29 protein-coding genes and 1 pseudogene are annotated in these 25985 nt (G+C 67.9%); 10 read left to right on the forward strand and 20 right to left on the reverse strand.

The window, feature by feature from the left end; all coding sequences use genetic code 11:
• Positions 1–161 precede the first annotated feature (161 nt).
• Positions 162–926 carry a DUF3108 domain-containing protein gene (locus AC56LK_RS21275; RefSeq protein WP_497186467.1) on the reverse strand — a complete coding sequence of 255 codons (765 nt, stop codon included), beginning with the start codon at positions 924–926 and terminating at the stop codon, positions 162–164.
• A 4-nt stretch (positions 927–930) separates the two neighbouring features.
• Positions 931–2046, reverse strand: coding sequence for a DUF3108 domain-containing protein (locus AC56LK_RS21280; protein WP_497186468.1), 1116 nt, complete (start codon positions 2044–2046; stop codon positions 931–933).
• 121 nt (positions 2047–2167) lie between these two features.
• Here AC56LK_RS21280 and AC56LK_RS21285 point away from each other — a divergent pair, with 121 nt between their 5' ends.
• Together AC56LK_RS21285 and AC56LK_RS21290 are read left to right on the forward strand one after the other, a co-directional pair.
• The gene (locus AC56LK_RS21285; protein WP_497186469.1) at positions 2168–2896 is read left to right on the forward strand and encodes a PhaM family polyhydroxyalkanoate granule multifunctional regulatory protein; all 729 of its coding nucleotides are present in this window, start codon (positions 2168–2170) and stop codon (positions 2894–2896) included.
• Between the two features lie 5 nt (positions 2897–2901).
• Complete coding sequence (locus AC56LK_RS21290; protein WP_497186470.1) at positions 2902–3279, forward strand: GFA family protein; 378 nt, start codon at positions 2902–2904, stop codon at positions 3277–3279.
• A gap of 24 nt (positions 3280–3303) precedes the next feature.
• Here AC56LK_RS21290 and AC56LK_RS21295 read toward each other — a convergent pair whose 3' ends face one another.
• The gene (locus tag AC56LK_RS21295; RefSeq protein WP_497186471.1) at positions 3304–3822 is read right to left on the reverse strand and encodes a hypothetical protein; all 519 of its coding nucleotides are present in this window, start codon (positions 3820–3822) and stop codon (positions 3304–3306) included.
• 89 nt (positions 3823–3911) lie between these two features.
• On the reverse strand, positions 3912–4322 hold the full coding sequence (locus AC56LK_RS21300) for a DUF1428 domain-containing protein (RefSeq protein ID WP_497186472.1): 411 nt from the start codon (positions 4320–4322) through the stop codon (positions 3912–3914).
• A gap of 481 nt (positions 4323–4803) precedes the next feature.
• On the opposite strand from AC56LK_RS21300, the pseudogene AC56LK_RS21305 reads away from it, so the two are divergent.
• Positions 4804–4947 (forward strand): annotated as a pseudogene (locus tag AC56LK_RS21305) (patatin-like phospholipase family protein); the annotation flags it as partial.
• 2672 nt (positions 4948–7619) lie between these two features.
• On the opposite strand, the gene AC56LK_RS21310 reads toward AC56LK_RS21305, so the two are convergent.
• The 5 genes from AC56LK_RS21310 to pdxR form a co-directional block, all read right to left on the reverse strand.
• A complete protein-coding gene (locus tag AC56LK_RS21310) occupies positions 7620–9311 on the reverse strand; it encodes a response regulator (protein WP_497186473.1) in 1692 nt (563 codons plus the stop codon).
• Positions 9308–10009: a sensor histidine kinase gene (locus AC56LK_RS21315; protein ID WP_497186474.1), complete on the reverse strand. Its 702-nt coding sequence runs from the start codon at positions 10007–10009 to the stop codon at positions 9308–9310. Before AC56LK_RS21315 ends, AC56LK_RS21310 begins: the two co-directional genes overlap by 4 nt.
• Before the next feature lie 90 nt (positions 10010–10099).
• Positions 10100–11749: an FAD-dependent 5-carboxymethylaminomethyl-2-thiouridine(34) oxidoreductase MnmC1 gene (gene mnmC1, locus AC56LK_RS21320; protein ID WP_497186475.1), complete on the reverse strand. Its 1650-nt coding sequence runs from the start codon at positions 11747–11749 to the stop codon at positions 10100–10102.
• Between the two features lies 1 nt (position 11750).
• Entirely contained in the window at positions 11751–12284 is a 534-nt protein-coding gene (locus AC56LK_RS21325) for a DNA-3-methyladenine glycosylase I (RefSeq protein WP_497186476.1), read from the reverse strand.
• A gap of 56 nt (positions 12285–12340) precedes the next feature.
• Positions 12341–13840: a MocR-like pyridoxine biosynthesis transcription factor PdxR gene (gene pdxR / locus AC56LK_RS21330; RefSeq protein ID WP_497186477.1), complete on the reverse strand. Its 1500-nt coding sequence runs from the start codon at positions 13838–13840 to the stop codon at positions 12341–12343.
• A gap of 88 nt (positions 13841–13928) precedes the next feature.
• On the opposite strand from pdxR, the gene AC56LK_RS21335 reads away from it, so the two are divergent.
• Together AC56LK_RS21335 and AC56LK_RS21340 are read left to right on the forward strand one after the other, a co-directional pair.
• The gene (locus tag AC56LK_RS21335) at positions 13929–14405 is read left to right on the forward strand and encodes an OsmC family protein (RefSeq protein ID WP_497186478.1); all 477 of its coding nucleotides are present in this window, start codon (positions 13929–13931) and stop codon (positions 14403–14405) included.
• Positions 14405–14944, forward strand: coding sequence for an FMN-binding negative transcriptional regulator (locus tag AC56LK_RS21340; protein ID WP_497186479.1), 540 nt, complete (start codon positions 14405–14407; stop codon positions 14942–14944). Before AC56LK_RS21335 ends, AC56LK_RS21340 begins: the two co-directional genes overlap by 1 nt.
• Before the next feature lie 7 nt (positions 14945–14951).
• Here the strand turns inward: AC56LK_RS21340 and AC56LK_RS21345 are convergent, their stop codons facing one another.
• Positions 14952–15644 carry a DUF4142 domain-containing protein gene (locus AC56LK_RS21345; protein WP_497186480.1) on the reverse strand — a complete coding sequence of 231 codons (693 nt, stop codon included), beginning with the start codon at positions 15642–15644 and terminating at the stop codon, positions 14952–14954.
• A gap of 38 nt (positions 15645–15682) precedes the next feature.
• Positions 15683–16480, reverse strand: a complete 798-nt coding sequence (locus AC56LK_RS21350; RefSeq protein ID WP_497186481.1) for a DUF4142 domain-containing protein — start codon at positions 16478–16480, stop codon at positions 15683–15685.
• A 220-nt stretch (positions 16481–16700) separates the two neighbouring features.
• On the opposite strand from AC56LK_RS21350, the gene AC56LK_RS21355 reads away from it, so the two are divergent.
• Entirely contained in the window at positions 16701–16973 is a 273-nt protein-coding gene (locus AC56LK_RS21355; protein ID WP_497186482.1) for a hypothetical protein, read from the forward strand.
• Positions 16974–17126: 153 nt separating this feature from the next.
• On the opposite strand, the gene AC56LK_RS21360 is transcribed toward AC56LK_RS21355, so the two are convergent.
• Positions 17127–17594 (reverse strand): GyrI-like domain-containing protein, encoded by a 468-nt coding sequence (locus AC56LK_RS21360; RefSeq protein WP_436107788.1) that lies wholly within the window; start codon positions 17592–17594, stop codon positions 17127–17129.
• Between the two features lie 264 nt (positions 17595–17858).
• On the opposite strand from AC56LK_RS21360, the gene AC56LK_RS21365 reads away from it, so the two are divergent.
• Positions 17859–18482, forward strand: a complete 624-nt coding sequence (locus AC56LK_RS21365) for a head GIN domain-containing protein (protein ID WP_497186483.1) — start codon at positions 17859–17861, stop codon at positions 18480–18482.
• Between the two features lie 49 nt (positions 18483–18531).
• Here the strand turns inward: AC56LK_RS21365 and arsH are convergent, their stop codons facing one another.
• From arsH to AC56LK_RS21400, 7 genes are all read right to left on the reverse strand, one after another.
• Positions 18532–19239, reverse strand: a complete 708-nt coding sequence (gene arsH / locus AC56LK_RS21370) for an arsenical resistance protein ArsH (RefSeq protein ID WP_497186484.1) — start codon at positions 19237–19239, stop codon at positions 18532–18534.
• A complete protein-coding gene (locus AC56LK_RS21375) occupies positions 19232–19969 on the reverse strand; it encodes an aquaporin (RefSeq protein WP_497186485.1) in 738 nt (245 codons plus the stop codon). Before AC56LK_RS21375 ends, arsH begins: the two co-directional genes overlap by 8 nt.
• A complete protein-coding gene (locus AC56LK_RS21380; protein ID WP_497186486.1) occupies positions 19966–20445 on the reverse strand; it encodes an arsenate reductase ArsC in 480 nt (159 codons plus the stop codon). The genes AC56LK_RS21375 and AC56LK_RS21380 overlap by 4 nt, the downstream gene beginning before the upstream one ends.
• 27 nt (positions 20446–20472) lie before the next feature.
• A complete protein-coding gene (locus AC56LK_RS21385) occupies positions 20473–20805 on the reverse strand; it encodes an ArsR/SmtB family transcription factor (RefSeq protein ID WP_497186487.1) in 333 nt (110 codons plus the stop codon).
• 73 nt (positions 20806–20878) lie between these two features.
• A complete protein-coding gene (locus tag AC56LK_RS21390) occupies positions 20879–21388 on the reverse strand; it encodes an arsenate reductase ArsC (protein WP_497186488.1) in 510 nt (169 codons plus the stop codon).
• 10 nt (positions 21389–21398) lie between these two features.
• On the reverse strand, positions 21399–21923 hold the full coding sequence (locus AC56LK_RS21395; RefSeq protein WP_497186489.1) for an arsenate reductase ArsC: 525 nt from the start codon (positions 21921–21923) through the stop codon (positions 21399–21401).
• A 116-nt stretch (positions 21924–22039) separates the two neighbouring features.
• On the reverse strand, positions 22040–22399 hold the full coding sequence (locus AC56LK_RS21400; RefSeq protein ID WP_497186520.1) for an ArsR/SmtB family transcription factor: 360 nt from the start codon (positions 22397–22399) through the stop codon (positions 22040–22042).
• Between the two features lie 166 nt (positions 22400–22565).
• Here AC56LK_RS21400 and AC56LK_RS21405 point away from each other — a divergent pair, with 166 nt between their 5' ends.
• Genes AC56LK_RS21405 through AC56LK_RS21415 form a run of 3 tightly spaced genes read left to right on the forward strand, consistent with a single transcriptional unit; the run spans position 22566 to position 25451 of the window.
• On the forward strand, positions 22566–23879 hold the full coding sequence (locus AC56LK_RS21405; protein WP_497186490.1) for an FAD-dependent oxidoreductase: 1314 nt from the start codon (positions 22566–22568) through the stop codon (positions 23877–23879).
• A gap of 28 nt (positions 23880–23907) precedes the next feature.
• Positions 23908–25143 carry an MFS transporter gene (locus AC56LK_RS21410; protein WP_497186491.1) on the forward strand — a complete coding sequence of 412 codons (1236 nt, stop codon included), beginning with the start codon at positions 23908–23910 and terminating at the stop codon, positions 25141–25143.
• Positions 25140–25451: an ArsR/SmtB family transcription factor gene (locus AC56LK_RS21415; protein WP_497186492.1), complete on the forward strand. Its 312-nt coding sequence runs from the start codon at positions 25140–25142 to the stop codon at positions 25449–25451. The genes AC56LK_RS21410 and AC56LK_RS21415 overlap by 4 nt, the downstream gene beginning before the upstream one ends.
• A 6-nt stretch (positions 25452–25457) precedes the next feature.
• Here AC56LK_RS21415 and AC56LK_RS21420 read toward each other — a convergent pair whose 3' ends face one another.
• Complete coding sequence (locus tag AC56LK_RS21420) at positions 25458–25961, reverse strand: arsinothricin resistance N-acetyltransferase ArsN1 family B (RefSeq protein ID WP_497186493.1); 504 nt, start codon at positions 25959–25961, stop codon at positions 25458–25460.
• Positions 25962–25985: the final 24 nt, after the last annotated feature.

The following is a 25985-nucleotide window of genomic DNA, read 5'->3' on the forward strand; positions in this document are numbered from 1 at the left end:
GTACCGTTCTCTGGCGCGGACAGGCTCAACCGGTCCGCGGGGGCGCCAGTATAACAGTTTAGGATCGGCAACTAGCAGCCGCGGAGACCCGCCATTGCAGGAAAGACACACCCATCTATTGCCTTGAAAACAAGACAATGTTGCAAAATGTGAAGCCGGCTTTAGTGTTTCGTAACAGTATTCAGCGTCTGTTCGATCTGTTCCTTGTCGCCGTCGGCAAAGCGCAGCTTGACCGGATACCACTCGTGCCGGGGCGCCAGCCAGACTTCCAGCACCTGGTCCTTCTTCTCAAGCACCGGCTGGCGCGCGACCAGCACGGCCTCGACCTCGCCCAGGCCGGTGCGCAGCTTTTCGCGCTTCACGACCTTGAACACCCAGGTTTCGGCGTCATTGCGGCCGGCCACGAAAAACGGCCACAGGGAACCCGGCTTGAACTTCGCGCCGGCGCCGCGCGCCACCGCCGCCAGCTGCCAGGTGATCGAGGCGCGGTCCTGCTCCCCGCCCTTGAGCGGATAGACCTGCTTGCCGTCGCTGAAGCGCAGCTGCTTCGCCTCGCGGTCGAAGCTGGTCGTGGTCGGGTCCTTGCGCATGCGCTTCTCGTGGAATTCGGCCGGCGCCAGACCGAAGGCATCGATCGCCCCGCTGCTGCGGTTTTCCGTGATGGTGCCCAGCACCGGCACCCGCGATTCGGCGGTGACGGCGTATTGGCCGTCGCCGGCGCGCCAGGTGACGACGGCCTCGCCCTTCAGGCTGAAGCCGCGATGGCGGGCCTGCAGTTCGTAGTTCAGGTCGGCCGAGGGCGGCAGTTCGAAGGGGCGCTTGATGGCTGCCGGCGCATCCTGCGCCAGGGCCGTGCCTACCGCCGTGCCCAGGGCCAGCGCCAGCAGCAGGCCGCAGCCGCTGTGTCCTACGGTGAGTCTATGCATGTGTTTACAGTCCTGGTTGGGTCATGGCGATGTGATTCACCGTTTGCGTCGTTACCGCGCCATTGGCTTCGCTGCTGCGGATCTGCACCGGCAGCCAGCCGTGCGCCGGCGACAGCCAGATGTCCAGCCGCGACTTGTACGAGCCCTGCTTGGGCGGACGCGCCACGCGCACGGTCTGCAGGCGGCCCACCGGGGTATCGATCTCCTCCGGTCCCATGACGTTGAAGGTATAAACGCTGCCCCAGCGATCTTCGCCGACAAACATGTCGATGTCGCCGCTCAGCTGCTTCTCGTCGCCGCGCGCGATGGCCGTCAGCTGCAGCGGCACCGTGGCCTTGTCCTGGGCGCCGGGCAGCAGCGCGTAGTTATTCTGCGAGGCCGAGAAGCTCACCTTGTTGGCGGGCCAGTCGAAATGGGTGGCCGTCAGCGCGCGGCCGCGCCGCTTTTCCGTCATCTTCACCGGCGCCAGGCCGGTGTTGCCGAGGTGGCCTTCGCTGGTGAGCACCGCCAGGTTCACGCGCGCGAACACGATCTTGATGCCGGCTTCGAAGCGCACCCGGTAGGCCTGCTCGTTCCGTTTCCACGACAGCAGGGCCTGGCCGGACCAGCGGGTGCCGTCGGCGTCCGTGCGCGCGACCTCATACGTCAACTCGGCCGGCGGCGGCACGTCCACCTTGTAGCGGCGGATCGTGTGCACGACCGGCGCCGGGCCGGGTTCGGGTACGGCCGGTGCGGGTTCGGCGGCAGCGACTTGCGGTGCGGGAGCGGGCTCGGCCGGTGGCGTAGTGGCTTGCGCGGGAGGACCGGGCGCTACCGGCTCCCCTACAGCGTCCTCCTTGATCGCGATCCTCGGCAGTGGCACAAGGTCGAGCAAATGCGCCGGCAGCGGCGGCTGCACGATCTTCGGCGCGGGCGGCGGCACCGCTTCGGTGACCGGCGCGTCAGGCGGCGTCGACGGCAGCAGCCGCGCGAGGCTGAGCATGGCTTCGCCCTCGCGCCCCGGCAGCGCGATGCCCTGCGTACCTGCCGTGAGCCAGCCCAGCACCAGCCAGTGCAGCAGCACGATCAGCGTGCCCAGCACCACCGCGCGGAGCCGCTGAGGATGGAAAGCGGAACTCATGCCGCTAGTGTAGCCTGAGCACGGCCGCGGCGCAGACCGCTGCCCGCATGACGCTTTAACGCACGGGCTTTGTCCCGTGTTAGTTATCTGCTACGCTTAGCTTTCCATTAAGGAGACACCGATGCTCAAGCCACCCATGCCGAACGCTGCCGGAATGACCGATACCCTGGAATTCGTGAAAAACCTCTGGGGGGGCATGAACATCCCCGGCGTTGGCATGCCGGGCATGTCCGCTTCCAGCCTGTCCGTGGACGACCTGGACAAGAAGATCGCCGACCTCAAGGCGGTCGAATCCTGGCTGAACCTGAACCTGGGCATGCTGCGCGGGACCATCCAGGCGCTCGAGGTCCAGCGCGGCACCCTGGCCACGCTCAAGGCCATGGGCGACAGCATGGCCCAGGCCATGCAGCGTGCCGGCAGCGACCCGGCCATGACGGCGCCCTTCGCGCAGTTCTTCGCCCAGGCGGCGGCAGCGCCGACCCCTCCCCCGCCGCCCGCTCCGAATCCGGCTTCCACCCCGCAGGCCGACCATGCCAAGGCCGCTTCCAGCCAGTCCGCCGACAGCGCGGGCCCGCCGAACGCCAGCAGTGCGATGCCGGCCGCGGTCGCCTGGTGGAATTTGCTTCAAGATCAGTTTCGCCAGGCCGTAAGCAGCGCCATGCCGGCGGCCGGCGGCGCGCCGGAAGCGGGCAACAAGTCCGACGGCGCGGCAAAGGCGGCGCCCGCCGAACCGAAGGCAGGCGGCTCGCCGCTGGACGTGTCCGGCGGTGCGCCGGAAGCGGCTCCCGGCGGCGGCAACGGTTCCGGGCGGGTGGGACGCAATCCGCGCGTCAAGGCCGACAAGGGCTGAGCCGCATGGATGGGTTCAGCGGCGGCTGCCTGTGCGGCGAGGTCCGCCTGCTGGCGACGGGCCGCCCCGATCGGGTCGGCCTGTGCCACTGTCTCGACTGCCGCAAGCACCATGGCGCGCTGTTCTATGCCGCCGCGATTTTTCCGCAAGATGCAGTGACGGTCAGCGGCGAGACCCGCGAGTACGCCGGGCGGCATTTCTGTCCGCGCTGCGGTTCCTCGGTGTTTGCGCGCAGTGGAGATGAAGTCGAGGTGCACCTGGGTGCGCTCGATGCGCCGGACCAGTTGATGCCGACCTATGAGAACTGGATCCTGCGGCGCGAATCCTGGTTGCCGCCGTTTCCGCTCGAGAAGCACTACGAACGGAACCGTGGCGATGCCTGATCTCTTGCGTGAGCGCTCACGCGCTCACAGCACGAAGCGATCCAGTCCCACGATGGCCGACACCGCCAGGGATGCCACCACGTAACACAGGACCTGGTCTTTCCAGCCCAGTCCCAGGCGCTTGCTTGCCGCCACGACCAATGCGATCAGGCCGCCGGCCACCAGTACCGGCAAGGTCCATTTACCCAAGCCGAAATACAGACTGACACGCGCTTCGTCGTTCGGATGGAGAAAGCTGACCAGGCCGGCGGTCAGGCGCGAGAACGCCGCCGCATACAGGAAAGCGAAGGCCGTCGATGAGGCGCTGCGCCGGACCAGGACGTAGGCCACCAGGCCCTGCAGGATGGTATAGGCCGGGCCGGCGATATCCGCCAGCATCCGCTGCCAGGGCTCGGCCGGCGTGAGGTAGCGGACCGCATTCAGGCCGAAGCGCATCTCGAAGCCGAGCGCCGCCCCCATGAGCCAGTGTGCCGATTCGTGCAGGAGATTGGTGATGAAGAAGACGACGACGAGCCAGGGGAAGAACGCGGGTTTCAGCTTCATGGACATACCGGTTGGTACAGCGATCGGGACAGCTGCGTTGTCGTGCGCCTGCACTGTAATGTAAGTACCGGATGTTTTCCAGCTTTCAATTACTCTCGAACAAGCGAGCGATCGAGCATGGGCAGGAAGCCGGCCGCGATCAGGCGTGCGCCATCGAATGCGGGCGGCCGGTCCCCGAATTGCATGCGCGGGTCGGCCGTAACCTTTTCCATACCCGCATCGCGGGTCGGCTTGTCGGGCCATTCGACCCAGGACATCACGACGGTCTCGTCGCTGCCGGCGCCGGCAGCGGCATGGAAGCTTCCGTACTTGTCCGCCGGCTGGCGGGCGTCGACCCCATGGTAGGTGGACGCTTCGGGGCCCGACTCGTCGAGCCAGCATTCGACGACGCGCAAGGCACCATGGTCGCGCAGGACTTCCCACGACAGCTGCGCCAGTTGCTCGTACTGCGCCCGGTTGGCCCGCGGCACCGGGGCGAGGAAACAATCGATATAGCGCATGGATGGCTCTCCAGGTCGTGCGGCAGGACGAAGCCGCAAGCAAAGATTACCAGACATGCTCATCTGCGTACTCTTGATGCAATCGGTAGCGCAGGCTGCACTGGCGTGCTGAACTGACCCGGCGGGACAGGTCCTTGCCGTCCCGCCCACGTCTTCAGCAGGAGTGCGCGTGCCCACTTTCGACCCTGCCAATCTGGCCCCGGCGCACATCGCCGACCTGCGCCGCAAACTGGAGGCGGCCGCCTGCCGCCCGCCGGCGCATGCCTGCACGCTGGGCGAGCTGGCCGAGGCGATCGTCGAGTTCCGCCGGCGCGAGGGCATCGCAGGCCGCGGCGTGCTGGACGAAGCGACCATGCAGCGCCTCGACGAGGTCAGCGGAGCCACCTTCCACGATGTCTTCCTCGACGAGCTCGCGCTGCTGCGTCCGGATCCCGACAGCGCCCCCGACACCGACATCACGGCGCGTGCCCACCAGGCCGGGATGGTCGGACTGGCGCTGTCCGGCGGCGGCGTGCGCAGCGCCACCTTCGGGCTCGGCGTGCTGCAAGCATTGGCGGCGCAGGGGCTGCTGCGCCACCTCGACTACCTGTCCACCGTCTCCGGCGGCGGCTTCATCGGCGGCTGGCTGTCGAAGTGCATCCACGAACAGGGCGGCGACGTGCGCAAGGTGGAGGAGATGCTGGCCCCCCCGAGCGGCAGCGCCGAGGCGCCGGCGATCCGCTTCCTGCGCCAGTACAGCAACTACCTGTCGCCGCGCGGCGGCATGTTCAGCGCCGACACCTGGACCCTGATCGGCACCTACATCCGCAACACCGGGCTGAACCTGACCATGCTGGTCGCCTGGCTGTGCGCCCTGCTCCTGCTGCCGCGCGTCGCCGTCTGGGCGGTGCACCGCATCGTCGACCCGGGCGGGGCCTGGGCCAGGCATGCCGACCTGGCCTGGATGGCCGGGGTGCTGCTGTTCCTGTTCGCCGTGTTCTGCATCGCCCTGAGCATCTCCAGCAAGCCCACCGGCTCGCGCGGGCGGCGCCGCTTTCCGCTGTCGCAGGGGGCGGTGCTCTGGTGGATCAACCTGCCGCTGCTGCTGGCGGGCTTCCTCGGCAGCGTGGGCCTGTGGCGGCACGGCGGCGAGCTGCCGTTCTGGGAATCGGGCATGCTGCCGGCCCAGCTGCAGGGACGCGCCTACTGGCTGCTGGCGCCCGGCTTCGTGTACTTCGTGGTGTGGGCGATCGGCTGGTACCTGGCGCACGACCGCACCAGCGTCTACCGGCGCGCCGGCTACACCTTCTGCGCCGCGGCCTTCGTGGCGGTGATGGCGGTGCTGTGCGCGGCGGCGCGCGCCTTCGCGCCCGAAACCATGCTGCGGCTGATGGCGCCGGACACCAGCTTCCATGTGGTGATCGGCCTGTCGGTGCTGTGCGCCGTGCTGGTGCTGCTGGCCGTCGCCCTCGCCGTGCAGCAGCGCCTGCAGGCGCATCCGCCTTCGGCCGACGTGACCCGCATCGAGGTGGTCGAGGGCGTGTCGCACCTGCTGTGCGCCCTCGGCGCGCTCACCATCGGCACGGTGCTGCTGCTGGTCGGACTGTCGCTGCTGCCCGACCCGAGCACGCACCCGGTGCTGAACAACGCGATCGCCCTCACCAGCTTCGGCATGCCGCTCATGATGGCGCTGTTCGCCGGCACCATGACCCTGATGATCGGCCTGATCGGCCGCATGTACAGCGACGCCAGCCGCGAATGGTGGAGCCGGCAAGGCGCCTGGACCTGGATCTTCGCGCTGGCCTGGGCCGCGATGTTCGGCGTGGCTTTCTTCCTGGCGCCGCTGCTGCACTGGGCCTGGCTCACCTACGACCCCTGGTCGCATGCCGGCACGGTGCTGGGCTGGCTGGCCATGACCTGGTTCGGACTGAAGGCGGGCAGCGGCAGCGCCACTGGCATCCGCGCCACCGAGTCACAGCTCGACCTGCGGCTCGACCTGGCGGCAAGGCTGGCCCCTTACGTGTTCACCGCCGGCGTGTTCGCCCTCCTCAGCGCGCTGGTGCAGGCGACGGTGGCGCCGCCGCGCCTTGCCTGCCCTGGCGCCGTCACCCTGGCCTGCGTCTACGGCGCCCACACCAGCGCCACCCTAGCGACCGACGGCGGCCGCCTGGCGATCGCCTTCGCCGGATTCCTCGGCGCCGCCCTGCTGCTTGGCTGGCGCGTCGACATCAACAAGTTTTCGCTCTACATGCTGTACCGGAACCGCCTGGTGCGGGCCTACTTCGGCGCCAGCAGCCGCGCGCGCAAGCCCCATCCCTTCACCGGCTTCGACCCGGGCGACGACCCGCTGCTGGCGGACCTGAAGCAGCAGCGGCCCTGCCACATCATCAATACCTCGCTCAACCTGGTCGGCGGCGAGGAACTGGCCTGGCGCACCCGCAAGGCGGCCTCGTTCACCTTCACGCCACGCTACTGCGGCTTCGAACTGCCGGTGGGATCGGTCAGCGGCTGCTACCGCCCGACCGACGCCTACGGTTCGCGCTCGGGCGCCGGGGCCGACGACGACGCCGGCGTGCGGCTCGGGATGGCGATCGCGGTCTCGGGCGCGGCGGCCAGCCCGAACATGGGCGCGCACTCGTCGCCGCCGCTGAACTTCCTGATGACGATGTTTAACGTGCGCCTCGGCCGCTGGTGCCCCAATCCGCGCAAGGCGGCCTGGCAGCAGTCCTCGCCGCCGGTCGGGCTGTTCAGCCTCCTGGCCGAGCTGTTCGGCCTGACCAATGCCGACGCCAGCTACGTCTACCTGTCCGACGGCGGGCACTTCGACAACCTCGGCATCTACGAGCTGGTGCGGCGGCGCTGCCGCCTGATCATCGCGGTGGACGTGGCCAGCGACGGACGCCTGGCCTTCGAGGACCTGGGCAATGCGATCCGCAAGTGCGCCACCGACCTGCACGTGCGCATCGACCTCGACGTCTCGAAGCTGGCGCAGCTGGGCGATGCAGGCCTGTGCGGGTCCAGCTGCGCGGTCGGCACGGTGCGCTACAGCGGGGTCAACCAGGGCGGCGTCGACGGCACGCTGCTGTACCTGAAACCGGCCATCGTCGGCAAGGAAAACGCCGACCTGCTCAACTACCGCAAGGTGCACCCGGCGTATCCGCACGAAAGCTCGGTGGACCAGTGGTTCGACGAGACGCAGTTCGAGAGTTACCGGGCGCTGGGGCAGTACGTCGGGGAGTGCGCGCTGGGCGGGGCGATGGCGGCGGCGCGCAGGCAGGATGGTGCGCTCGATGTCGCCGCCTTGTGCGCGGCGCTCACTCAAGCGGCGGAAGCCTCGGTCACCGCCGGCACCTCTTCCACCTTGGGCACCAGCCCCATCAGCTGTTCCATCAGCTGCGCGAACCGCTGCTGCCCCGGCTGCACCCGGTCCACGTGCCCCAGCACGCCGTGCGCCTCCTCGTGCAGCTCGGCGCTGTAGCCGCGCTGCTGCATGTGCGAGATCAGGATCTGCGCCGAGTTGAACAGGATGCGCACGTTGTGCGGCAGCGCCGCGCGCGCGTTGCGCATCCATTCGACCGCCTCGGCCAGCTTGCCGGTCTTCCACAGCAGCACGCCCTGGTTCATCAGGTCGATCGCTTCCTTGCGCGCGCCGCGGATCAGCTTTTCGCCTTCCTCGCCCATGCGCGCCTTCTCGAAGATCTGCTGCACCTCGTCCTGCAGCAGGCTGTTGTCGTGGTTGTTGCGGATCACGTAGCACAGCAGGTCGACCGGTGCTTCCTTGACGCCGACCGCGAACAGCAGGGTCGCCATCTCGAGGCAGGTCGGCACGTCGGGACGTTCCGGGGTCGCCTGCAGCAGCGCTTCCAGCTCGTCGCCGGCCTTGCGCGCGCGGCGGTAGTCGCCGCTCTCGTGGTACACCAGGCCCTCGGTGATCTTGGTGCGCAGCTCCATGTCCGGATGGTCCGCGCCGAACTCGCGCTGGGCCGCGATCAGCAGCTGCAGCGCTTCCTTCGGGTCGTTCTTCAGGCCGCACACGCGCGCCAGGCCGAGGTAGGCGTCCGGCGTCTTGCGAATCGAGTACTCGCCGATCGCGATGCACTTGCGGAAGGCCTTCTCGGCCATGCCGACGTTCCCCAGTTTCAGGCAGGCCTGGCCGAGGTTGCGCTGGCGCGGCACCGAATTGGGCGACAGCTTGGCGGCGCGCTCGAGGATGTTCAGGGCTTCTTCGTGCTTGCCCATGTTCTGCCAGGCCAGCGCCAGCTGGTCGTAGGCGTCGATGTAGTAGCGGTTCTCGGCGATCACGGTCTGGAACATCTGGCGCGCCTGCTCGAACTCGCCGTCGGCCATGCGGATCTTGGCCAGTCCCGCGCGTGCCCACTGGTACTCGCGCTGGGCGAGGACGCGCTCGTAGGTCTCGCGCGCCTTGGCCGGCTCCCCGCTCTTTTCCATCAGCCGCGCCTTCATGCGCAGCAGGTCGATCTCGTGCGGCTTGTTGACCGCGATCTGCTCGTCGCACAGGCGCGCGGCGCGCAGGTAGTCCTTCTCGGCATAAGCCTGGTCGATCAGGCTGAACACCTGCTTCTTGCGCCATACGCGGTTCAGGCGCGTGAGCAGCACGCCTTCGGTGATCGGCTTGACCAGGTAGGCGTCCGGCTGGTGCTCGGCCGCGCCCATCACCGACTCGACGCTTTTTTCGGCCGACACCATCAGGAACACGCTCGAGGGCAGCAGCAGGTTGCGCATGCGGGCCTCTTCCAGCACCTGCTGGCCGTTCTTGCCCTCGCCCAGGTTGAAATCGCACAGCACCACGTCGTAGCGGGTCTTGTTCAGCAGGCCCATGGCCTCGCCGCCGCTGGAGGCCTGGTCGATGTTGCGCGCGCCCAGGCTGCGCAGGGCTTCGCGCAGCAACTGGCGCACGCCGATGAAATCGTCGACCACGAGGTAGGTCTTGGATGCCCAGTCGACCTGGTCCGCCGACGGTGCCGCGAAGCTGTTCACGACGGCATTCATGGCAGCGCCAGGATGAAGCAGCCGCCACCGAGCCGGCCGCCGTTTTCGAGACGCACCGTGCCGCTGCGTTCGCGGTGGCGGTGCATGCGCGCCACCTCGCGCGAGAAATGCAGCCCCAGGCCGGCGCTGTTGGTCAGAAAGTTGACGCCGAAGGCGGTGCCGCTCATCGCCTCGCTCCCCGCCTCCAGCAAGGTGGCCGGGAAGCCGGCGCCGTTGTCCTCGACGCGGATCTCGAGCCAGCCGTCGCGTTCGCGCGCCACCAGCAGGATGCGGTCCCGGGTGTAGTGCACGGCATTGTTGATCGCATGCGACACCACGCCGACGATCAGGTCTTCATCGAAGTGCCACACGAGCTCCCGATCGAGATCGAGGTCGAGCCGGATGCCGCGCGATTCCAGCAGCACGCGTTCGAGCCCGACCACCTGCTCGGCCAGCTGGCCGACCTCGAGCGGCTGCACGTCGAACGGGTATTCGGGCGTGCCCACGTGCTTGTACAGCGCCAGCAGCTGCATCAGGTTGTCGTTCAGGCGGCGCGTCTGGTACAGCATCTGCGCCATCTGCGGATACGCCTTCTCGGTCTCGGGCGAGGCGTCGACGAGCAGGCGCTCGAGCGTGCCGGACAGGACGCTGATCGAATTCTTCATGTCGTGCGCAGTCGACGCGAGGAACATGGACAGGGGCGAGTGTGGATCTTCCATCTGAGTGGCCGGGCTTTCGGCCGAAAATTACCTTACGTCAATTATACCGCCCGCGATTTGACAGTTTATGGTGGAATGTAACGTTTTGCGTCAAAGCAACACACTGCAGCGGCGGGCGCGCAGCACGAAGCGCGCGGGATCGAGCGCGTCGACCAGGGCCATCTCCAGCGGCAGCGGTTCGCCCTCCAGCTGCGCGGCCAGCAGTTCGGCGGCCAGCGGCGCCCAGATCAGGCCGCGCGAGGCATAGCCGAGCAGCGCGTGCAGGCCGGGATGGCGCGGCACGTCGCGCAGGCGCTCGGTGGCGCCGGCGGCGGCGAAATCCGGCAGGCGGCCCACCAGCGGCAGCCGGTCCGGGGCCACGCAGCGGAAGCCCACGCGGCCGGCCAGCGGCGCACCCGCGGCCGCGGCGGGGTCGGACACCAGGCCGCGCAGGCGTTCGAGGTTCTCTTCGTGGCTGGCGATGCGCAGCCGCGGGTCGGCATCCAGGTCGTAGGTGGCGCCGGCGCAGGCGATGCCGCCGGCGGCCGGGGTCAGGTAGGCTTCGCGGCACAGCACCAGCGGCAAGGCAGGCAGGCTGCCGCTGTCCAGGTGGCTCACCTGCCCGCGCAGCGCGGCCAGCGGCAGCGCGTGCGATTGCGCCAGGCTGCGCGCACCGGCGCCGTTGGCCAGCACCACGGTCGGCGCGCGCGCGACGACGGCACCGTCCTCGCCCCGCGCCAGCCATTCGTCGCCCTCGCGCACCAGCGCCACCGTGCCGGCGCCGAAACGGCGTTCCAGCCGACCGCCGCAGGACCGCAGCATGGCCTCGCACACGCTGCCGGGACGCGCCCAGCCGCCCTGGGGGAACAGCCAGCCGCCATCGGGTGCGGGCAGCCCGAGCAGCGCTTCGGCCTCTGGGCGTTCGAGCCAGCGTGCGAAGTCCGGCGGATAGTGCGCTTCGCGCGCGATGGCGCGCGAGACTTCGGCATGGCCGGCGTCGCGCGCCAGTTGCAGCACGCCGCAGCCCGCACCTTCGATGGCGTTGCCGACGCCGCCCAGCTGGCGCCAGGCGCGCAGCGCATACAGGTAGGCCGCGCGCGTCAGGCGGGTGGGGATATTGTCGTCGCGCGACAGCAGCGGCATGAAGATGCCGGCCAGGTTGCCCGAAGCTTCCATGGCCGGAGCCGGGTGGCGCTCGACCAGCGTTACCTGCCAGCCGCGCGCGCACAGGCTGGCGCAGGCGGCGGAGCCGGCCAGTCCGGCGCCGAGGACGATGGCGCGCTTCTGCGCTGCCGGCGGCACCGGCGGCAGCGGCAGGCGCGGCTTGCGGCTGGCGAAGCTCGCGAGTCCGCTGTCGCCATCGAAGACGAAGCCCTGCGCCTGCAGCGCCGCGCGCTGTTCAACGTCCAGGCCCTCGGCATGCAGGCGCGCGCCGGCCGCGGCGATGCGTGCCAGCGGCCGCGCGAAGCCGGTTCCGGCGATGCCTTGCAGGCGGAAGTGATCGGGCTGCGCGCCCAGTTGCGCCAGCGCCTCGTCGAGCGGCGCCGCCAGCAGCGTCAGCGTGAGGCCCGGGTCGTCCTGCGGAATGCGGTGGAAGCCCGGCAGCAGTCCCCCTGCAAGCGCCACGACGTGCAGCCGCGCCGGCCGCGCGGGATCGGCGCGCCAGGCATCCTGCAGCGCGCGCACCCGGGCGCCGTCGCCATACGCGGTGTCGAACACCGTATAGCGCTCGCGGCCGCGCCAGTGTGCGCGCAGGTCCATCTCAAGTTCCCGCGTAGCAGAAGCAGGCCTTGTCGTGGTCGTTCACCACGCCGATGCCCTGCAGGTAGGCATAGATGATGGTCGAGCCGACGAACTTGAAGCCACGCTTGGACAGGTCTTTCGAGATGCGGTCGGACAGCTCGGTCTTGGCGGGACGCGCGCCGTCCGGCCAGACGTTGACGAGCGGCTTGCCGTCGACCCAGCCCCACAGGTAGGCGTCCAGCGTCAGTCCCTGCTCGCGCATCGCCAGGTAGGCTTTCGCATTGGTGATGGCGGCGGCCACCTTCAGGCGGTTGCGCACGATGCCCGGATTGGCCAGCAGCTCGGCCACCTTGGCCTCGTCGTAGCGCGCGATGGTCGACGCGTCCCAGCCGTCGAAGGCGGCACGGTAGCTGTCGCGCTTGTTCAGGATGGTCTCCCAGGACAGGCCGGCCTGCGCGCCTTCGAGGTTGAGCATCTCGAACAGCGTGGTCTCGTCGTGGCAGGGCACGCCCCACTCGTGGTCGTGGTAGGCGAGGTAGCGGGGATTGGCCATATTGGCCCAGGAGCAGCGGATGGGAGAGGTCGCGGTGGTCATCGCGGAAGTATAAATCAGGCCGTCCGCTCCAGCACCGCGGCCAGCTGTTCCATGCCGCGGCGGATGTCGTCGGGGCCGACGGCCGAGAAGCCGAGCACCAGGCCGGGATCGACCGCGCACGCGGACGCGGCCTGCGGGTTGGCGTAGTAGGCGAGCGGACGCAGCTCGATACCGGCGTCGAGCGCCGCCTGCGCCACCTTTGCCTCGTCCGGGAAGCGCCCATCGGCGCCGCGGCGGAAATGCAGGCACAGGTCGAGCCCCGCATCCGAGGGCCCGCAGCGCAGGCGGTCGCCGAGGCGGGCATCGATCGCATCCAACAGCGCCGCGCGCCGCTCGGCATACGCATCGCGGGTGCGCCGGATGTGGCGCGCGAAGTGGCCTTCGGCGATGAAGTCCGCCAGCACCATCTGCGGCAGGATGGCGCTGTGGCGGTCGACCACGGCCTTCGCATGGGCCAGCGGTTCGGCCAGCGCCGGCGGCGCCACCACGTAGCCCAGGCGCAGGGCGGGGAACAGCACCTTCGACAGCGTCCCGGTGTAGATCACGCAGCCGGCACGGTCGAGGCTTTGCAGCGAGGCCAGCGGCGGCCCGGTGTAGCGGTATTCGCTGTCGTAGTCGTCTTCGATGATCCAGGCCTTGTTGGCGCCGGCCCAGCGCAGCAGCGCGAGGCGGCGGGCCAGGCTCATGGTCACGCCGAGCGGAAGCTGGTGCGACGGCGTCGCGAACACCATGCGCGCATCCGGATGGTGGGAGGCGGCCCAGGCCACGTCCATGCCCTCGGCATCGACCGGCACGGTGCAGATGCGCGCGCCCGCCACCGTCATCGGCGCGCAGGCGCCCTGGTAGCCCGGCGACTCGACCCAGACGCCGTCGCCCGGCGCCAGCAGCAGGTGCGCGAGCAGGTACAGGGCCTGCTGCGATCCCGAGGTGATGATCACCTGCTCCGGCGTGCAGTCGACGCCGCGCGAGGCGCGCAGGTAGGCGCACAGCAGTTCGCGCAGGCGCAGGTCGCCGCTCGGGGCGCCATAACCGAGGTGCGGTCCCGGACGGCGCAGCGCACGCATCTCCAGCTTGCGCCAGACCTCGAAGGGAAACAGGTCCAGTCCCGGCATGCTGGGCCGGAAGGCGCGCACCGGGCCGTCGTGGTAGCGCACGCGCGCCATGCTGGCGGCCATCGCGGCGCCCCGCTCCGGCAGCGGGCGCAGCAGGCCGGCCGCTACCGACGGCGCGGCCGGCGCCTGGCGCGCCACCGGCAGCGCGGCATCCACGAAAGTGCCCTGCCCGACCCCGCCGCGCAGGTAGCCCTCGGCCGTCAGCTGCTCGTAGGCGGCGAGCACGGTCTGGCGCGATACCTGCAGCTGTTGCGCCAGCTCGCGCGTGGCGGGCAGGCGCGCGCCCGGCGCCAGCCCGCCGTGCAGGATGGCGTCCTTGAGCCGGGCATAAAGCTGGCGGAACAGGGGCGTGGCCGCGCTGCGCTCGAGCGGCACGGAAGCAAACAGGTCGTGGATGTGCATGATTGGTACGCCCATCTTCGCGCAGATTGGCACTTTGGGCAAGCCAAAGGCAGGCTTAAGATCATGGCTTCACCAGCATGGAGGAGCGATGAAGGAGTTCGAAGCACAAGTGGCCTGGCAACGTGCCGGCCAGGATTTCCTGGACGGGCGCTACAGCCGCGCCCATGACTGGCGGTTCGACGGCGGCCTGCAAGTGCCGGCCTCGTCCTCGCCGCTGTCGGTAGCCTTGCCGATGTCCGACCCGGCGGCCGTCGATCCGGAAGAAGCCCTGGTGGCCGCGGCCGCCAGCTGCCACATGCTGTTTTTCCTCTCGCTCGCGGCCCAGCGCGGCTTCAGGGTCGACAGCTATGTCGACCATGCCATCGGCTACCTGGGCGAGGACGGCGAGGGCCGCGTCGCGATGACGCGCATCGAACTGCGCCCGGCGATCGCCTTCGCAGGCGAGCGCCAGCCCGCCGCTGAAGACCTGGACGCCCTGCATCACGCAGCCCATGCGCGCTGCTATATCGCGAATTCGCTGAAGACCGCGATTGTGATCATTCCTGTGGTCGTGGGGGAGCGCTGATGTACCTGCCGACCCGCAACCGCCAGCAGGACCCGCAAGCCATGCGGGAGCTCATCAGGCAGCATGCGCTGGGCATGCTCGTCACGCAGGATGACGGGCGGCCGGATGCCGACCATCTTCCCTTCGAATTCGTGGAGACGTCGGGCGACGGCCACGGCCTGCTGCGCGCCCACGTGGCGCGCGCGAACCCGGTCTGGCGCCGCGCCGGCCAGCAGGTGCTGGCCGTGTTCCGCGGTCCCGCCGCCTACGTGACGCCCGACCAGCAGGAAAAGCGCGACACCGGCGGGCGGGTGGTGCCGACCTGGGACTACCACGTGGTGCACGTGCACGGACGGCTGCGCGCGGTGGACGATCCGGCCTGGCTGCTGGACTTCCTGCACGGGCAGACCCGGCATCACGAAGCGGCGCAGCCGCAGCCGTGGTCGGTGGCGGATGCGCCGCCGGCCTATATCGACGGCATGCTCAAGGCGATCGTCGGCATCGAGATCGCCATCGAGCGCATCGAAGGCAAATGGAAGGGCCTCGCGCCGGGAAGCTGAACCGTCCCTACTTCTTCATCGGCGTCGGTTCCTTGCCGGTCGCGGTGCTGGTGTCGTTGCCCGGCGTGCCCGCGGTGCCGGTGGCGCCGCGCGCGGTCTTGGCGATCAGTTCCTCCGCCGCCAGCAGGTGCTGCTCGACGACTGGACGCATCTTCATGGCCAGGGCCTTGATGTCCGGGTCCTTGATCTTGTCCATGTTGTCTTTCAGCTTCTCGTGCGTGACGCGGTGGTCGCGCCGGCCCGACTGCTTGATGTAGGTGCGGTCGAAGATGTCGCCGCTCAGGGCCTCGAGCATCGCCCCCTTGGCCTTGTGCGTGACGTTCTGCTCCTTCGGCAACTCGACGCCCTTGGCCTGGGCCAGCGCCTGGACCTCGGCCAGGGCCTTGGTGTGCTCGTCGACCATGCGCTGGGCGTAAGCCTTGACCTCGGGATTGCTCGCCTTGGACAGGGCCAGCTTGCCGGCAGTGATTTCCGCGATGTTGGCCTCGGCCAGCTGGGTCAGGGCCTTGCGGTCCGAGCGGTCCAGCTTGGCCGCAGGAGCGCTGGCCGTCGTCGTGGCAGCGGCCGGCGCCGTCTTCGCTGCCGCGGCGGCGGCGGTCGCGGCCGGTGCCGTCGCCTGGGCCCGCACGGCGCCTGCGGCGAACATCGCGCCGGCCAGGGACAGCGCGAGAACATGGTGAAGCCGCAGTGTCTTCTGCATGGAATTCTCCTTGTAGCTTGCGTGCAGGCCGGCCCCGCTTATTTACCCGAGGTTGTGCCGGACTTGGCCGACGACATCTGCTGGGCCGCCTTCAGGTGCTGCTCGACCGTCGGGATGGTCTTGTCGGCCGCGGCCTTCACGTCGGCATCCTTGGCGCTCTTGCTGATCTTCCGCAGCTTGGCATGGGTGGCCTTGTGGTCCTTCAGGCCTGCCTGCTTCATGTATTCCTTGTCGAATGCGTCGCCGGTGAGTTTTTCCAGCTTGGCCGCCATCGCCTTGTGCTTGGCGTCGAGTTCGGTCGGCAGGGTCACGCCCTTGGTCTGGGCCAGGGTCTGCAGTTCGGACAGGGCCTTGCCGTGGTCGTCGATCATCTGCTGGGCGAAGGTCTTCACCTCGGCATTCTGGCTCTTGCTCAGCGCCAGCTTGCCGGTTTCGACTTCGGCCATGTTGGCGATCGCCATGTCCGTCATCGCCTTCTTGTCGACGGCGCTCAGCTTGGCCGCGCCGGACGCGGTGGCGCCGGCGGCGCCCGATGCGCCCGAGCTGGAATGCCTGGCGTCGGCGGTGTGCGACTTCGCGCCCTCGGCGCGGGTGGTGCCCTGGCTGCCGGTTGCGCCCGCCTGCGCGCTGCGGTCTTCCATGCCCTGGCTGCTGGTGTTGTTGACGGTGCCGTCGGCGGCAGTCTTGCCGGTGAGGTTGGGCTTGCCGGCCGCGCTCTGGTTCGTCATCGACTGGGCGCTCTGGCCGCTGGTCTGGGCCTGCACGCCGAAGGCGCTGAACATGGCGGCCACGGCGCCGATTGCGAGCAAGTGCTTGACGACCTGGTTCTTCTGCATGATCTTCTCCTGTTTTTCGATGGTATGGGCGGCCTTTCCGGGATCGCCGGACGGCATGACATCGCACGATGTCGAGCGTTTTCGAGTGTAGCGCCGGGTAGGTCGGAACAGCGCACGTTAGCCGTATTGCAATTCCAGTTCGGGGGCCCTGTCGTGCGCTGCATGACACTGTCCGGCGTATAGTTGGATGGACGCGGCAGGCAGCCGCGAAGCGAGGTGGATGATGAAAACCGAATTGTCTCCAGGCGAGACCTGGCACGGACTCCCGCTGAGCCCGGCACAGAACCGCGAAGTGCTGAACTACATCGAACGCTGCGAGCGGGCCGGCATCGACTGGGACACCCCAGAACTGCGGGCCATGCTCGCCGACATGCTCAGTCCGCCGGAAATCGACGAGGACAGCCTCGAGGACATGGAGCAGTCCACCGAAAGCGCGATTTTCGCCGCGACCCATGAGGAACCGGGCGAACGGCCGGCCGACGACGCTCCCTGACCGGCACATTCCGTCAAACGCCTGTCACAATCGGCAGGCAGAATGGCCTTGTCCTTGGGAAGGGATGCTGGCGGCGCAAGCCGCCCTACCGGCGCCGGCGGTCGGGAAATATACCGGCACCATATTCGTGGGCTGCGCACGCGCGCAGCCCACTTACAGCAGCGGGATCAGGATGTCGTAGGCGTTGTCCGGGCGGTTGCCGTCGTGGAGCGCCGGCGTGTAGCGGCGGTCGTAGCGTTCGATGCGCCAGCCTTCCTCGTCCTGCACCATGCCCAGCTGCTCGATCGCGGCATAGCCGGTCAGGTAGGTGGCCTGCACCCGCGTCACCGGCCCACGGTGGGTCAGCATCGCGTAGCGGCGCTCCGGGATGCGGATCCCGATCATGCCCGGCGGCAGATTGTTGAGGTCGCTCACTTCGGCGGCGACGCACTCGATGTGCACCCCGTCCTTGTCTTGCAGGCTCACGCCGTAGCGCAGCCCGTTGGTCTCGCCCAGTTCGCTTTCGCGCTCCAGGAAGCTGCTCCAGATGTCCGGCATGTCCGCCTCCAGAACCGAGAAGGGACCTGCCAGGGGCAGCCCGGCGAGCTTCATTTCAGGTAGGGTAACGGTAGAGATGTGCATGGTATTGGCGACAAAGTGGACAGGAAAATTATAGCCTTAACTCCTCGACAATATTGTCACGCCGCCAATCGTGCGCACGGTTTTTTCACGATCTGGCAGGACAAATGTGCAACAGCGCACACAGTCGTATTGACGCTGGCGCTGTTGTAGGTACATTCCGCATTCACAACCGTCCACCCTCGCATTTTTGCAGTTCGTCGCAAACGTCAACCCGGTCTGTGCGGTCTCCCTACAATGGTCTCATACCACTTACCGGAGACCACCATGCAACGCCTGATCCTTGCCGCCGTCCTGTCCCTCACGTCGATGTGCGCTCATGCTGATGAGCAACTCCGTAGCGTCACGCCGTTCAAGGGTATCGCCGTGCACGGCCCGGTGAGCCTGGTGGTGGAAGCCGGCAAATCCTTCTCGCTCAGGGTGCAGGGCGACCCGCGCTTCATCGAACGCGTGACCAGCGAAGTGGTCGATGGCGAACTGCGCCTCGACATGAAGGACAGCACCCGCAACAGCCTGCAAAACAGCGACCGCGTGATCGTCACGCTGCCGGCGCTGCAGACCTTCAAGGGAGAAGGTGCCGGTGTGATGCGTCTGAGCAATATCCGTGGCGAGCGCCTGGACGTGAACTACCGCGGCGCCGGCCGCCTGGTGATCGACGGCGAAGTGCGCGACCTGCGCCTGCGCGCCCAGGGCGTCGGCGAAGTCGACACCAAGGGCCTGGTCGCGCAGGACGCCAACGTCAGCTTCGAAGGCATCGGTTCGGTGAGCATCTACGCCAAGGACAAGCTCAACGCCAACGTGCGCGGCATGGGCGACCTTACCTACTACGGCAACCCGCGCGTGGTGAACAAGTCGGTGTCGGGTATCGGCAGCGTGGTCGCCGCCAAATAAGCTTACTCGTTGGCGATGTCGAGCAAACCTTCCGGACTGTCCTCGCCCCCTATAGGCGCGCGATCTGCGCGTCGATCTTGCGCAGTGCGCGCTCGCTGCGCTCACTATACCGGTCGGTCAGGTAATCGCTGCGCCCGCGCATGAGGAGCGTAATCTTGAAGAGTTCTTCCATCACGTCCACCACGCGGTCGTAATACGCCGACGGGCGCATCCGGCCCGCCTCGTCGAATTCCTTGTAGGCCATCGGCACCGAGGACTGGTTCGGGATCGTGAACATGCGCATCCAGCGTCCCAGCAGCCGCATCGTGTTCACCACGTTGAAGGATTGCGAGCCGCCGCAGACCTGCATCACGGCGAGCGTGCGGCCCTGGCTCGGGCGCAGCGCGCCCTGCTCCAGCGGAATCCAGTCGATCTGGTTCTTCATCACCGCCGTGATCGCGCCATGGCGCTCGGGGCTGCACCACACCTGCCCTTCCGACCACAGCGACAGTTCGCGCAGCTCGACCACCTTCGGGTGGGTCTCGGGCACGCTGCCGGCCATCGGCAATTCCATCGGGTCGAAGATCTTCACTTCGGCGCCGAAGTGTTCGAGGATGCGCGCCGCCTCGAAGGTGAGGAAGCGGCTGAAGGAGCGCTCGCGCAGCGAGCCGTACAGCATCAGGATGCGCGGCGGGTGATGCATGTCGCCGACCGGTGCCAGCTTCCCGAGCGTCGGCATGTCGAGCAGCTCGGGCTTGATGTTGGGCAGCTCAGCCATGCTTGATCTCCCGGGTTCGTTCCGCGCCGGCGAAATCGCTCTGCGCTACCGTGCCGGCCACTGTCGCCTCGCGGTGTGCCGCCGGATACAGCCAGCAGAACAGCGGTGTCGCGGCAGCGGCACCCAGCAGCTGGGCCACGATGAAGCCGAATGCATCCTCGGGACGGATGCCGGCGAAGGTATCGGTGGCGCTGCGCGCCAGGGTCACCGCGGGGTTGGCGAACGAGGTGGACGAGGTGAACCAGTAGGCTGCCGTGATGTAGGCCGCGACCGCGAACGGCGTGACGCCCGGCCGGCTGCGCGAACAGCCGATGATGACGGCGATGAGGCCGAAGGTGGCCACGAATTCGCTCCACCATTGTGCGGCGCCGGTGCGCACATGCTCCGACGCGAAGAACACGGGGACATCGAACATCAGGTGCGCGGCAGCCACGCCCGCGAAGGCGCCGGCGATCTGCACGGCGATGTAGGGGATGACCTCGGCGGCCGGCATGTTTTTCTGCCATGCCTCCGACAGGGTGACGACCGGATTGAAGTGCGCGCCCGAGATGGTTCCGAACATCAGGATCAGGGCGATGAGGCCGGCGCCGGTCGCGATCGCATTGGCCAACAGGGCGATGGCCACATTGCCGCCCGCCAGCCGTTCGGCCATGATGCCCGACCCCACGACCACGGCCAGCAGGAGCGCCGTGCCGAGTCCCTCGGCGACTATTCGTCTGGCAAATGTCATGGCAGCAGGGTCCCGATGCGGTCCAGCTCCGCCTTCAGGCGGGCCTTGTCGTTCTTCAGCGCGTCGAGGGGCAAGGCCAGGAAGGCTTCGATGCGGGCGCGCAGGATTGCATAGGCGCGCTCGAAGGCCTCGGCGATTTCTTCTTGCGTGCCGTCGACGTGGCTCGGGTCTTCCACGCCCCAATGGGTACGCAGCACGGGGCCGAGGTAGGCCGGGCAGGTTTCGCCGGCGGCGCTGGCGCAGACGGTGACGACGATGTCCGGCGTGTCCGGCAGGTCATCCCAGGACTTGCTGTAATAGCCCTCGGTCGGGATGCCCTTCTCGGCCAGCAGTTGCAAGGCGCGCGCGTTCAGGCGGCCGGTGGGCTGGCTGCCGGCACTGATCGCCTTCCAGCCTGCGGGCGCGAGATGGTTGAAGACCGCTTCGCTGATGAGCGAGCGGCAGGAGTTACCGGTGCAAAGGAACAATACGTTCACGTCAGGCCTTTCGAAAATGGTGAGGGATCAATTGGTTGTGCTGGTGCAGGCGGCTGTTGGAAGCGGCGTGCATGGATTGCCGCCACAGCAGTTCTCGGTGAGGAAGCCCAACAAGGCATTCATCGTGTCGAAATTCGCCGAATAGATGATGAAACGTCCGGCCTGGCGTGGAACAACCAGACCGGCATGCGTGAGCTCCTTGAGGTGGAAGGACAGCGATGAAGGCGGTACGTCCAGCGCCTCAGCGATCCTGGTCGCAGGCAGGCCTTCCGGACCCGACTGCACCAGCAGGCGAAATGTGGCCAGCCGCGACTCTTGAGCCAGCGCGGCCAAGGCGGCGATTGCCGGTTTGGTGTCCATGTCATCCATCCTTATATTCGATATTTCCACAATATTGGAATTAATTATAGCGCACCGGGCGCGCCTGGCGCCATCAAGGCTTCCTTGCTGCGATCGCCCGTACCGCTTCGCGCCGGACCGTATCGTCTTCCAGCCAGTCCAGCGGCAATGCGATGAATTGCTCTACCCGCTTGCGGATTTGCCTGAAGACCTGTTCGAAGGCCTCCTGCCTGGCGCGCTCCCCGCCACCGGCTTGGGCCGGGTCGGGATAGCCCCAGTGGGCAGTGGTCGGCCGCCCCGGCCAGTGCGGACATGCTTCGCCGGCCGCGCTATCGCACACGGTGATGATGAAGTCCATGTGCGGGGACGCCGGCTGCGCGAAATCCGCCCAGCCCTTGCTGTGCAGCCCGGCGACCGGGAATGCGGGATCGAAGCGCCTGATCTGTTCGATCGCAAGGGGATTCACGTTACCGGCCGGCCGGCTTCCCGCGGAATACGCGATGAAGCGCCCCCTCCCCAGCACCGCCAGCAAGGCTTCCGACATGATGCTACGTGCCGAATTGCCGGTACAAAGAAAGAGCACGCGATAAACCTGGTTCCTCATGCGCGGCGCCTCATGACAGGGGGTTCGCAGGACCGGCTTCGGACCGTGCGAGCGTGCCCAGCTCCTCCTCAATCGCCATGCGCGACAGCTTCTCGAACGGCAACATGGCGAAGATGTCGAGGCGGCTCTTCAATTCGCGGCTGACCCTGGCGAATACCTTGCGTCGCTCTTCCTCGCTGCCCATACAAGCCGCGGGATCCTCGAAGCTCCAGTGGGCCGTGATGGGATGTCCCGGCCAGCGCGGACATGCTTCGCCGGCCGCCTTGTCGCATACGGTGATCACGAAGTGCATATGGGGAGCGCCGGCGCCGCTGAACTCGTCCCAGCTCTTGCTGCGCGGCTCACCCAGCGGGAATCGCAGGCGTGCGATCGCCTCGATCGCCATCGGGTGGACGGTGCCCGCCGGGTGACTCCCCGCACTGAAGGCATGGAAGCGGCCGCCGCCGATTGCATTCAGGATGGCTTCGGCGATGATGCTGCGCGAGGTGTTTCCCGTGCAAAGAAAAAGTACATTGAAAGTGGCATGCGCAGTCATCGCGGGCTCCGATTGAGTAAGTCTCTTACGACAATTCCAAATATATCGAATTTTTTTGACAGCTTGATGACATGAGCGCAAGTCTGCACCGGTCACTGAGCGCTCAGGCGCCGGGATTAGCGCTCCTTGCAGTTTGCCTTCACCTCCCTGCCGGCTCCGGCACGAACCGGTTGCATGACGCATTCCCCGGTATCGGCCTTACAGCAGTTCTCGGTGAGAAAGCCGACCAAACCAGTCATAACATCGAAGCGCGCGGAGTAGATCAGGAAACGCCCTGCCTGGCGCGACCCGGTCAAACCGGCATGGCTCAGTTCTTTCAGGTGGAAAGACAGGGAAGAGGCCGGCATGCCGAGCGCCGCCGCGATCTGGCTGGCCGCCATGCCGGCGGGGCCAGCCCGCACCAGCAGGCGAAAGGTGGCGAGTCGCGATTCCTGCGCCAATGCCGCAAGTGCTGCAATCGCGGTCCTGGTGTCCATGTCGGCGTCCTTGAAAATTTCCATTCTTTTCCACCCGTTAGCGGCAAGCGTCACGCTTCGAATCCTATCGAAATAATTTGACAGAACGATGACAAGCGTTTTATTCTTTATTCGTCAAACGACGAATGACGAATAACTTACCGAGACCATTACGAGGAGAACCGCCATGAACCAGATCGCTGCCACCCTTCCCGTCGCCGTGCTTGGCGCCGGTCCCGTCGGCCTTGCCGCCGCTGCCCACCTGCTCGAACGCGGCATGACGCCCCTGGTGCTGGAAGCCGGCGCCGGCGTGGGCGCGAACCTTGCCAGCTTCCGCCACGTGCAGCTGTTCTCGCCATGGCAGTACAACGTCGACAAGGCCGCCCGCCGGCTGCTGGAGGGCGCGGGCTGGCGCATGCCGACGCTTGAGGCGCTGCCGAGCGCCGGTGAACTGCTCGCCCAGTACCTGGAGCCGCTGGCTGCCCTCCCCGCCCTGGCTGGCGCCCTGCGCCTGCGCCACCGCGTCACGGCCATCTCGCGCGAGGGCACCGACAAGGTCAAGACCCGCGGCCGCAGCGAGGCGCCCTTCCTCATCCGCGCCGACACGCCGGACGGTCCGCGCGAATACCTGGCGCGCGCCGTGATCGACGCCACCGGCACCTGGTCGCAGCCGAATCCGCTGGGCGCAAACGGCATCCCGGCGATCGGCGAAGCGGCGCTGGCCGCGCGCATCGCCTACGGCATGCCGGACGTGCTGGGCAGCCAGCTGGCGCGCTATGCGGGCAAGCGCGTGCTGGTCGTCGGCGCCGGTCACTCCGCCGCCGGCACCCTGCTGGCGCTGGCGCAGCTGGCCACCGATCATCCCGGCACCCAGCTCGTCTGGGCCACCCGCGGCAGCCAGCTGGCGCGCGTGTTCGGCGGCGGCGATGCAGATGGATTGCCGGCGCGCGGCCGCCTGGGACAGCGCCTGCAAGCCTTGCGCGACAACGGAGAGCTCGAGCTGCGCCAGGAGTTCCCGATCGTGAGTCTGAAGGAGATGGACGGCCGCATCCTGGTGATCGACGCGGTCGGCCATACCATCGACGGGATCGACGAAATCGTCTGCGCCACGGGCGCCCGGCCCGACCTGGCGCTGACGCGCGAGCTGCGCGTGCGCCTCGACCCGTGGCTGGAGAGCACCGATGCGCTGGCCCCGCTGATCGATCCGAACGAACACAGCTGCGGCAGCGTGCGTCCGCACGGCCACCGCGAGCTGGCCCATCCCGAGACCGGCTACTACGCGGTGGGCGCAAAGAGCTATGGCCGGGCGCCGAACTTCCTGCTGGCCACCGGCTACGAGCAGGTGCGCTCGGTCGTGGCGGCGCTCGCGGGCGACCTGGAGTCGGCGGACGACGTCCAGCTCGACCTGCCGGAAACGGGGGTCTGCAATACTCGCAGGGTCTACCAGCAGAAGGCGCCGGCCTGCTGTACAGTAAAGGCTGCCGACGCCACCTGCTGCTGAGCGTCGCCGTTCGCTCCAGGAGAATATTTTGTCGCCCGCCCGCAAGACCATCGGCATCCTCGCCTTCACCCAGATCGCATCGTGGGGATCGCTGTACTACGCCTTCGCCGTCCTCGCGCCGGCGATCCAGCGCGAGCTCGGCATCTCCACCGAAACCGCCTTCGGCGCTTTCTCCTGGAGTCTGCTGGTGGCCGGCGTCGCGGCGACGCCGGTGGGCGCCCTGGTCGACCGGCACGGCGGGCGTTACGTGATGGCGGCCGGCTCCGTCGCCAGCGCCCTCGGCCTGGCCTGGATGGCACGCTGTACCACGGCGGCCGCCTACTTCGGCGCCTGGACCGTCATCGGCCTGGCGATGGCGCTGACCCTGTACGAGGCCGCCTTTGCGACCATCAACCGCAAGATCGAGGTCGGCGCGCCGCGCGCCATTTCGAACCTGACCCTGTTCGCGGGTTTTGCCAGCACCATCTTCTGGCCGATGACCCTGGCCGTCGCCTCGCAGCTGGGCTGGCGCGACACCTACCTCGCCTATGCGGCGCTGCAGCTGGCCGTGTGCCTGCCCCTGCACCTGTGGGTGGGACGCGATGCGCCGCGTCCGCCCGCCTGCGTCAACGCGCCGCGCGACAGCCACACGCTGGGCGAGGCGGTACGCCACCCGGCATTCTGGAAGCTGGCGCTGGCCTTCTCCGCCAACGTGTTCATCTTTTCCGCGCTGGCGGTGCACCTGATCCCGCTGCTGCAGTCGCTCGGCCACAGCGCCGCCACCGCCGTCCTGCTGGCCTCCCTGGTGGGACCGATGCAGGTGGCCGGCCGCATCGGCGAGCGCACGCTGGCGCGCGACAAGGCGCCGCAGGCGGTGGGACGTTTCGTGTTCGCGACCCTGCCCTTCGGCCTGCTGGCGCTGGCGCTGCTGGGCACGCGGGGCTGGGCGGTGGCGCTGTTCTGCATGCTGTACGGGATGAGCAACGGCGTGCTGACGATCATCCGCGGCACCCTGCCGCGCGCGCTGTTCGGGCCGCGCCACTACGGCGCCATCAGCGGCGCGCTGGCGGTGCCCTCGCTGCTGTCGAAGGCGGCCGGTCCGCTGATCGCGGCGGCGATCCTGTCGGGCGCATCCGGGAAAGTGCTGCTGCCGCTGGTGCTGTTCGGCTGCGCTCTGGCCTCGCTGCTACTCTACCTGTCGGCGGTCAAGCCCGCGGCGGCGGGTGCGCAGCACATCGCGACACCTGACATCCTCGCAGCTCAACCAGATCGAAAGCAAGCATGACCACTTCCTGCTGCGGCCCGGCGACGACACCGCCGGCCGATATCGACATCGATGACCTTGCCGCCCTATGCAAGGCCATCGGCCATCCCGCGCGGCTGCAGCTTCTGCGCCACCTCATCAGCCACGGCGACTGCTACTTCGGCAGCCTGGCCGACGTGCTGCCGCTGGCGCCATCGACCATCTCGAAGCATGTCTCGATCCTCAAGGAGGCAGGGCTGATCGAAGGCTCGTCCGACGTTCAGCGGGTGTGCTACTGCGTCCGGCCAGAACGGCTTGCGCAGCTCAAGGCGATGATCGGCACGCTGTAACAGCCCTTAGTCCTGCAGACGCAGTTCCCAGTAAGCGACGTCGACCCAGCGCCCGAACTTGCGTCCCACTTCGCTGAAGTGGGCCACCTTGCGAAAGCCCAGACGCTCATGCAGCGCGACACTGCGTTCGTTCGGCTGGGCGATCCCGCCGATCACCATGTGGACCTCGCGGGTTCGCAGCGCATCGAGCAGCGCGCGGTACAGGGCCGTGCCGGTCCCGCGGCCGGCCGCTGCCCCATCCACGTAGACCGAGATTTCCACCGAAGTACGATAGGCTGGACGCGCGCGCCATTTGGTGGCGTAGGCATAGCCGACCAGTTGCCCGCCCAATTCCGCGACCAGCCAGGGCAGGCCTGCCGCCCCCACGTCGGCGATGCGCTGCGCCATGTCGGGGGCAAGCACCGGCGCTTCCTCGAAGCTGATGGTGGTCGTGGCGACGTAAGGATTGTAGATGGCGCAGATGGCGGCTGCGTCATCGAGCGTGGCGGGACGGATCGTGATGGCGGACATGGCTGGTTCGGTCGGTGGGGTTTG

The organism is Telluria sp. ZB4P36, from assembly GCF_059685865.1.

Coding starts and splice junctions, on each gene's coding strand:
- AC56LK_RS21300 (WP_497186472.1), bottom strand. CDS start 4,322: ATGCGCTATATCGATTGTTTCCTCGCCCCGGTGCCGCGGGCCAACCGG.
- AC56LK_RS21355 (WP_497186482.1), top strand. CDS start 16,701: ATGATGAAAACCGAATTGTCTCCAGGCGAGACCTGGCACGGACTCCCG.
- arsH (WP_497186484.1), bottom strand. CDS start 19,239: ATGGCTGAGCTGCCCAACATCAAGCCCGAGCTGCTCGACATGCCGACG.
- AC56LK_RS21385 (WP_497186487.1), bottom strand. CDS start 20,805: ATGGACACCAAACCGGCAATCGCCGCCTTGGCCGCGCTGGCTCAAGAG.
- AC56LK_RS21325 (WP_497186476.1), bottom strand. CDS start 12,284: ATGGCCAATCCCCGCTACCTCGCCTACCACGACCACGAGTGGGGCGTG.
- AC56LK_RS21400 (WP_497186520.1), bottom strand. CDS start 22,399: ATGGACACCAGGACCGCGATTGCAGCACTTGCGGCATTGGCGCAGGAA.
- AC56LK_RS21280 (WP_497186468.1), bottom strand. CDS start 2,046: ATGAGTTCCGCTTTCCATCCTCAGCGGCTCCGCGCGGTGGTGCTGGGC.
- AC56LK_RS21350 (WP_497186481.1), bottom strand. CDS start 16,480: ATGCAGAAGAACCAGGTCGTCAAGCACTTGCTCGCAATCGGCGCCGTG.
- AC56LK_RS21345 (WP_497186480.1), bottom strand. CDS start 15,644: ATGCAGAAGACACTGCGGCTTCACCATGTTCTCGCGCTGTCCCTGGCC.
- AC56LK_RS21390 (WP_497186488.1), bottom strand. CDS start 21,388: ATGAGGAACCAGGTTTATCGCGTGCTCTTTCTTTGTACCGGCAATTCG.
- AC56LK_RS21360 (WP_436107788.1), bottom strand. CDS start 17,594: ATGCACATCTCTACCGTTACCCTACCTGAAATGAAGCTCGCCGGGCTG.
- AC56LK_RS21285 (WP_497186469.1), top strand. CDS start 2,168: ATGCTCAAGCCACCCATGCCGAACGCTGCCGGAATGACCGATACCCTG.
- AC56LK_RS21375 (WP_497186485.1), bottom strand. CDS start 19,969: ATGACATTTGCCAGACGAATAGTCGCCGAGGGACTCGGCACGGCGCTC.
- AC56LK_RS21415 (WP_497186492.1), top strand. CDS start 25,140: ATGACCACTTCCTGCTGCGGCCCGGCGACGACACCGCCGGCCGATATC.
- AC56LK_RS21340 (WP_497186479.1), top strand. CDS start 14,405: ATGTACCTGCCGACCCGCAACCGCCAGCAGGACCCGCAAGCCATGCGG.
- AC56LK_RS21295 (WP_497186471.1), bottom strand. CDS start 3,822: ATGAAGCTGAAACCCGCGTTCTTCCCCTGGCTCGTCGTCGTCTTCTTC.
- AC56LK_RS21315 (WP_497186474.1), bottom strand. CDS start 10,009: ATGGAAGATCCACACTCGCCCCTGTCCATGTTCCTCGCGTCGACTGCG.
- AC56LK_RS21395 (WP_497186489.1), bottom strand. CDS start 21,923: ATGACTGCGCATGCCACTTTCAATGTACTTTTTCTTTGCACGGGAAAC.
- AC56LK_RS21405 (WP_497186490.1), top strand. CDS start 22,566: ATGAACCAGATCGCTGCCACCCTTCCCGTCGCCGTGCTTGGCGCCGGT.
- AC56LK_RS21310 (WP_497186473.1), bottom strand. CDS start 9,311: ATGAATGCCGTCGTGAACAGCTTCGCGGCACCGTCGGCGGACCAGGTC.
- mnmC1 (WP_497186475.1), bottom strand. CDS start 11,749: ATGGACCTGCGCGCACACTGGCGCGGCCGCGAGCGCTATACGGTGTTC.
- AC56LK_RS21335 (WP_497186478.1), top strand. CDS start 13,929: ATGAAGGAGTTCGAAGCACAAGTGGCCTGGCAACGTGCCGGCCAGGAT.
- AC56LK_RS21290 (WP_497186470.1), top strand. CDS start 2,902: ATGGATGGGTTCAGCGGCGGCTGCCTGTGCGGCGAGGTCCGCCTGCTG.
- AC56LK_RS21365 (WP_497186483.1), top strand. CDS start 17,859: ATGCAACGCCTGATCCTTGCCGCCGTCCTGTCCCTCACGTCGATGTGC.
- pdxR (WP_497186477.1), bottom strand. CDS start 13,840: ATGCACATCCACGACCTGTTTGCTTCCGTGCCGCTCGAGCGCAGCGCG.
- AC56LK_RS21420 (WP_497186493.1), bottom strand. CDS start 25,961: ATGTCCGCCATCACGATCCGTCCCGCCACGCTCGATGACGCAGCCGCC.
- AC56LK_RS21275 (WP_497186467.1), bottom strand. CDS start 926: ATGCATAGACTCACCGTAGGACACAGCGGCTGCGGCCTGCTGCTGGCG.